6 protein-coding genes are annotated in these 5,779 nt (G+C 65.9%); 3 read left to right on the forward strand and 3 right to left on the reverse strand.

The window, feature by feature from the left end; genetic code table 11:
* Nucleotides 1-121 precede the first annotated feature (121 nt).
* The 3 genes from ACWEF2_RS31360 (at nucleotide 122) to ACWEF2_RS31370 (ending at nucleotide 3,309) form a co-directional block, all read left to right on the forward strand.
* Nucleotides 122-607 carry a hypothetical protein gene (locus ACWEF2_RS31360; RefSeq protein WP_453819866.1) on the forward strand — a complete coding sequence of 162 codons (486 nt, stop codon included), beginning with the start codon at nucleotides 122-124 and terminating at the stop codon, nucleotides 605-607.
* A gap of 1,478 nt (nucleotides 608-2,085) precedes the next feature.
* Nucleotides 2,086-3,033: a class A beta-lactamase gene (gene bla, locus ACWEF2_RS31365; protein WP_453819867.1), complete on the forward strand. Its 948-nt coding sequence runs from the start codon at nucleotides 2,086-2,088 to the stop codon at nucleotides 3,031-3,033.
* Nucleotides 3,034-3,138: 105 nt separating this feature from the next.
* Nucleotides 3,139-3,309 (forward strand): hypothetical protein, encoded by a 171-nt coding sequence (locus tag ACWEF2_RS31370; protein WP_453819868.1) that lies wholly within the window; start codon nucleotides 3,139-3,141, stop codon nucleotides 3,307-3,309.
* 208 nt (nucleotides 3,310-3,517) lie between these two features.
* Here the strand turns inward: ACWEF2_RS31370 and ACWEF2_RS31375 are convergent, their stop codons facing one another.
* From ACWEF2_RS31375 to ACWEF2_RS31385, 3 genes are all read right to left on the reverse strand, one after another.
* The gene (locus ACWEF2_RS31375) at nucleotides 3,518-3,937 is read right to left on the reverse strand and encodes a tyrosine-type recombinase/integrase (RefSeq protein ID WP_453819869.1); all 420 of its coding nucleotides are present in this window, start codon (nucleotides 3,935-3,937) and stop codon (nucleotides 3,518-3,520) included.
* 484 nt (nucleotides 3,938-4,421) lie between these two features.
* Nucleotides 4,422-4,823, reverse strand: a complete 402-nt coding sequence (locus ACWEF2_RS31380; protein ID WP_453819870.1) for a hypothetical protein — start codon at nucleotides 4,821-4,823, stop codon at nucleotides 4,422-4,424.
* Between the two features lie 392 nt (nucleotides 4,824-5,215).
* Nucleotides 5,216-5,779, reverse strand: a 564-nt coding sequence (locus ACWEF2_RS31385) for a hypothetical protein (RefSeq protein ID WP_453819871.1), incomplete at its 5' end; no start/stop codon positions are given.

Consider the following 5,779-nt stretch of genomic DNA (forward strand, 5'->3'; position numbering starts at 1 on the left):
CACGGGAAAAGCGTTGGCGCCGACCGGATCTATCCCGATAAGGGATTGACCGGCACCAACCGTGACCGGTCAGGCCTTGCGCCGGCCCTGGCGGCATGCCTGGTCGGCAAAGGCAGAACAGATGATCAAGGAGGAAGGTTTGAACAAAACGATCAGGCGACTCGTGATGCCGATCATCGGCACGCTAGTCGCATCCGTCGCGGTTCTCGCGTCGCCCTCGCCTGCTCTGGCCGGCGGGTGCAGATGGGGGCCGTGCGGCGAGGCGCAGAACAACTCCCCGTGGACCATCCACACGACCGAGGTGCTGGGCACCGGCGGCCCACACTGGTGCGACGTATGGAACGGGAACGGCGGCACGACCGCCTCCCCGTGGCACACTACGTGCGAACAGAAGGCGCTGGCTCCTGGCAGCCACCGGGGCGGCGGGAGGATCGACGTCGACGCGGTCACTTTCAACGACCGCGACTACGTGGTCAAGGTGAGAGGAACGCTCGTGGGATGGAAGAAAAAAGGCGTTTGGACGAGGCTGCACAACGACGAACACGTGGTTTGTTTTAAGAATTCTAACGGCGACCCCATGTGCGAGGTCTACTTCAGTATCGCATGACGACGGGGCCGGTGTGTGGGCCCTCGCGTCTGTCCTGGCCGGACGGCGCGGCGCCTTTCTGCTCACGCCGATCGTAAACAAACGGGGGCGTTGACATTTCGGCGGCCAGCGCTCGCAGCGTCGAGCGGTAGACGATTTTGGTACCGCGCTGTTGCCGGAGCCTCCCGAAGGCGGTCGGGAGTGTGTACGGGCACCTCGGCAAGACCCAGACCGGTCCCCCCACGGCGCGTGGCGGGGGCCGTTGGCCTGCTGCGTAGCTGCGGGCGTGCTGGCTACCGAGGTGCCCGAGGAGTTCGGCGTCACCCGCCACACGGATGGCGTACAGGACCTGTTCCAGGCGGGTGCAGTCGTTGACGTTGCTGCCGGTGACCACGAACGCCAGCGGACGGCCGCGGCCGTCACAGGCCAGATGGATCCTGCTGGTCGGTCCGCCGCGGGGTCGGCCGAGGGCGTGATCCGCCGGCTCGGCCTGCTGTGGTCCCCCTCTTTGGCCCCGGCGGCGCGCTGGTGGGCGCGCACGATGGTGGAGGCGACCGCGACCAGCCAGTCCAGCTCGGCTCGCGCGTCTGCGTCGGCACGCAGGGTCTGCAGCGCCCTCCCATCGCGATCCGGGGCCGCCTCGGTGCTCTTGCTCGCGTTCCTAAACGCACGCTGGGCAAGGCAGTGCCTCGCGCAAGCAGCGGAAAATCCCAGTGCAGTACTCCCCCGCCGCATTCAGAAGGTCAACACGGTGTTTCTCACGGCCTCCACCCCCATGGAGGATCTACAACATGAACTCGCTGCGCGACAAACCGCACTCCGGGAGGCCACCGCACAGGTCGAGGAGCAGCTCAGAGGCCCTCTGGGATCCTCCGGAGGGCCTCTTTCGTATCCGTACAGCAGCGAAATACTACGGTCTGCATCTGCGAGACTGGCGCGCCTCCGGGCTGGAACCGGAGGCCTTTCGTGCCGTTGCCGACCCGCGTCCCTTCCCCCTCCGGCATGCGCCCGGTGAACCGCTCCGGATGTCGTGGACGCGGATCGTCGGTACGCCCGCCCGGCGGTAGCGCGCCGCGAAGGCCCAATTGAAGTTGCGTGGCTAGACCGGCGTGCCGTTCCGCGTGGTGGAGACGAGATCGAAAAGTATGCGCTTTCCCAGCAGCCTTGAAGAGGTCAGGGCGGAAGAGGGAGGGCACTGCCGGTGGTCGGTGGGCTCGGTCACCGCCGACGATCATCGTGGGCTGCCGACCGAGCGCCCGCATGGCGGTGACCTTGTCAGCGACGTGGGCTTTGCCTGCCGGACGGATACGGCTCCCGATACCTCCACCAGCCGATGCTGTCGCTGTGCGAGGCTGGTGTGGCCTGCGGCAGACGAGGGTGTCTGAGCAGCTCTCATATAGAGGTTGATATCAATCAACTCCCAACGTTGCCATTGGACATCGTCTGATCACGCCTGCTCTGCCCCCTGCTCTCTGACAGGCGACAAGTGAGGATTCGACATGCGGCACCTCTGCATCCGCCGGCTCGCGACCGCGTTGCCCGCGACCACCTTGGCGATCTCCCTTCTGTCCGGCGGCGTCCCTGGCGTGGGCCCGGCGTCGGCCGCGACAGTGGTGGCAGCGCCAATAGCGGTTTCGAGAGAGGCGCAGGTCAGGAAGGACCTGCACAGGCTGGAGATGTCCTTCAAGGGCCGCATCGGCGCGTACGCCATCGACACGGCCACCGGCACGTCGGTGAAGTACCGGGCAGGCGAGCGTTTCCCGCTGCTGTCCACCTTCAAGGCACCTCTCTGCGCGGCCGTGCTGCGAAAGGCGCGCACCTCCGAGCCCGGCCTGATGAGCAAGCTCGTCAAGTGGACGTCCGCCGACATGAAGCCCAACTCGCCGGTCACCGAGAAGCACGTCGAGAACGGCCTGACCGTTGCCCAGTTGTGCGAGGCGGCCGTCACCCTGAGCGACGGCACCGCTTCCAACCTTCTGCTCAAGCAGATCGGCGGACCCGCAGGCCTGACGGAGTACTTCCGTACGCTGAAGGACCCGACCTCCCGCATGGACCGCTGGCACCCCGAACTCAACGACTGGACCCCCAAGGAGAAGCGCGACACCACCACGCCCGCCGCCATCGGCCGTGATCTGCTCGTACTCACGACAGGGAAGGCGCTGCGCGCCGAGGACCGGGAGCAGTTCAACGCCTGGCTGCTCGCGAACAGGACCGGAGCCGAGCGCATCCGGGCGGGTCTGCCCAAGGCATGGACGATCGGCGACAGGACCGGCACCAATTCCGACGGATTCGGTGGCGGGAACGACATCGCCGTCATCTGGCCCGGGAAGGGCGCGGCCCCCATCATCATGACGATCTACACCACCCGAACCCCGGGCCTCGCCACCGACAACAAGGCCATCGCGAAGACCGCCACCATCCTGGCTCGCGGGCTCGGCAAGCTCTGATGCCCGGTCGGAGAAGAGGATCGTACGCCTCGCCGCCGGGGGCACGGGCCGGATCGATGTCACCGCTTCTCCTCGCCAGTTGTCTGGACGGGCCAAGGGCGGTTGGTGGCGCGTACTCGTCACGTCGAAGGCGTCGTCCGTCTGAACGAGGCCGAGGAGCGCTTCGCATGGCTGGACGCCGTGGAACATGCCGGTGGCGCAGTCGTGCTGATCGTCGACTCACACGACTGGGAAACCTTGGCGAGCGGGAGGTCCAGGGCGGATTTGTGCCTGTGATCCAGCGTTCCGGCTGATCGTTGAGCGACAACGTCGGCGTACCGTCACGGAAGAGTCACCGATCTGACGGACCTTGCCATCACCGGCGCCAACAGCGTTCCTGGACACCGGTGTACGTCCCTGGAGGCCGATCAAGGCCAAGAGGGCTGCCGAGCAGATGCCCATGGCAGCCATGGACGCCCGTGGACAACCTCGAACCGGCTACGGATCAGAAGGTCAGGGATTCGAACCCTCTCGGCCGCGCACATCGAAGAAGGCTCCTGAACAGGCATGACGCCCTCAGGAGCCTTTCTCGTTTTGTACCTCGACCGGTCCCTTCGGTGTCCGTGGGAGCCACTCTGGAGCCACCCGCTTCGGTTTCCCCAGCAGGAGACGCTCGAAATGGCCTCCGCCGCCGCCCGCTTGTCGCCCTCCATGAGTGCCCGTACACGTCTTTGATGATCGCGATGCTCGCGTGCCCGAGAACATCGAGGACGACGTACAACGGGGTCCCCTGGGCGAGCATGAGCGAGCCCCCTGAATGCCGGAGTCCGTGCGGGTGCCAGTGCCCGAACCCCGCCTTCCTGACCGGCTTGGAGAACAGGTGCGAGAAGGTGTCCGGGTCGGACGGATTACCGAAAGCCCCCATCCCCGGCCACGTTACCTCCGGTGTCACCGTCGTCCCCGGAAGTCGATGCCGTCGCCGACTCCACCGCGCACGGGCAAGGGCAGCCACAATCCCGACGACGTCAACGGCGACGGCAATGGGCAGTCAGCTCGGCCCGCGGCGGCTGCCGGGGCCGTTAACACACCCATCGGCAGGATGATCCCGGCCAGTACTACGACGCCGCACCATGAACCATTCTTTTCACGTTTTTCGCCCTCTCCGAGTTTCTTGACGAGCGAGGAACAAGGCTCAAGAGTCCATGGAACTCCCGCAATGCCGCCGCTTTGAACTGCGGCGGCACCCCACTGGAGCAGCTCGCGCAATTCTTTGGTAACCAGCCGATCCGCTTCCGCTGCGGGCCAGCCGCCGTTGACCGGCAAAGCGTCACGGTGAGAAGGGCGTGTGTTTCGGTGTTTACCGAGGGCCGAGCGACCGCATGCCGCCCAGCCCTCAGCCCATGCGCCGCCTAGTAATAAACGCGCGGGCTGGTAAAGTCACCGTGAGCGGAACCGCTACATGTGGTGACGTGGACAACGTTGACGGCGGAACCGTTCTTCCACGGCATCGAGTTGATGTTGACTGAAATGGGACCAAACCGTCCCGTGCGGCTGATCCGGTACCTAGAGGACCATGTCGTGCCGTGGGTCGTCGTACGGACTTCCATCTGGGCCCAGCAACGGCTGGTGTCCGGGGTGGCGTTCATGTAGAAGTCCGCCACCGCGCTGACGCCGCTGACCGAGATGCACGAACTGATGGGATACGCGCCGGTGCAGCCGCCTCCGCTCGCGGCGTGGGCGGGCTGTGCGGCCAGGAGCGCCGTGCAAATCAGAGGGAGGGCGACCGCGCCTCTCGCAAGTCTCTTCAGCATGTGTCTTCCTTCGTTTGGGCCGGTGTTCTCACTGGCCGAGACGGGATACAACGGACCACACGAAACAGGCAGGGGGAATTGAACATCCCTTCCACGGCATGGTCCCGACGTTCTTGAGCCGCTATACCTTGGCCTTGGTCTGGCCGGGGCCGACGCGCGTGCAGTCGGGGAGCGTGATGTCCCCGACGAACGCCGCCGAATCCCCCTTGTGCACAGACGGGGCCCACGGCGGGTCGGTCGCGCGCACCGGGCAGTCGATCGAGGCGGGGGCGCCGGCGAGCTGGGTGAGCGGGGATGAGGTCTACGGGCAAAACCAGCGCCTGCGCGTCACCCTGGAGCAGCACCGGACCCTGACACGCTTTCGGGAGGGAGCGTGTCAGGGTCCGGCATGGTCAGACACCGAAGAACCAGTGGGAAGTCCAAATCCTGATCCACTTGCCGGGCGCATAGAGCCGCCCGTTGGTGACGATATAGGCGCTGCGGGAACGGACGCAGTCGACATCCGGCCAGTGGGGCCACCCATACGCGTTGGAGTTCTGCCCGTTGGGCAGGTCGCGGAAGGGGCCGATGGCGCCGCAGGCGAAGTGACTGTTGGCGTCGCGGCTGAGTTCCAGTGTGCCGCCGGTGCGATTGTAAACAATGCCGCAGGGGTCCGTGATCCCGCCGCAGTTCGGGCCCGGCGGAGCGAGGACCTCACCCGGAGGCGGGGTGTCCGTCATCACGATGGTGTTCTCCGGCGGTGTGGGATCGGCGTGCGCCGACGTCCCCAGGCCGACGATCAGCGTCGCCGTGATCGCCATGGCGACGGGCACCCGCGTTGCCATGGCGATCGCCAATTTCTTGCCACACGTACTTCCTCCCCTGGAAGAAGTGGCGGGCGCCATAGTTGTGATCGCGCCCAGCAATGATCGACGTTTCTGCACGATCTGTCCCTTTCCGGTCATCGAACACACATC

This window comes from Streptosporangium sp. NPDC004631 (assembly GCF_053601935.1).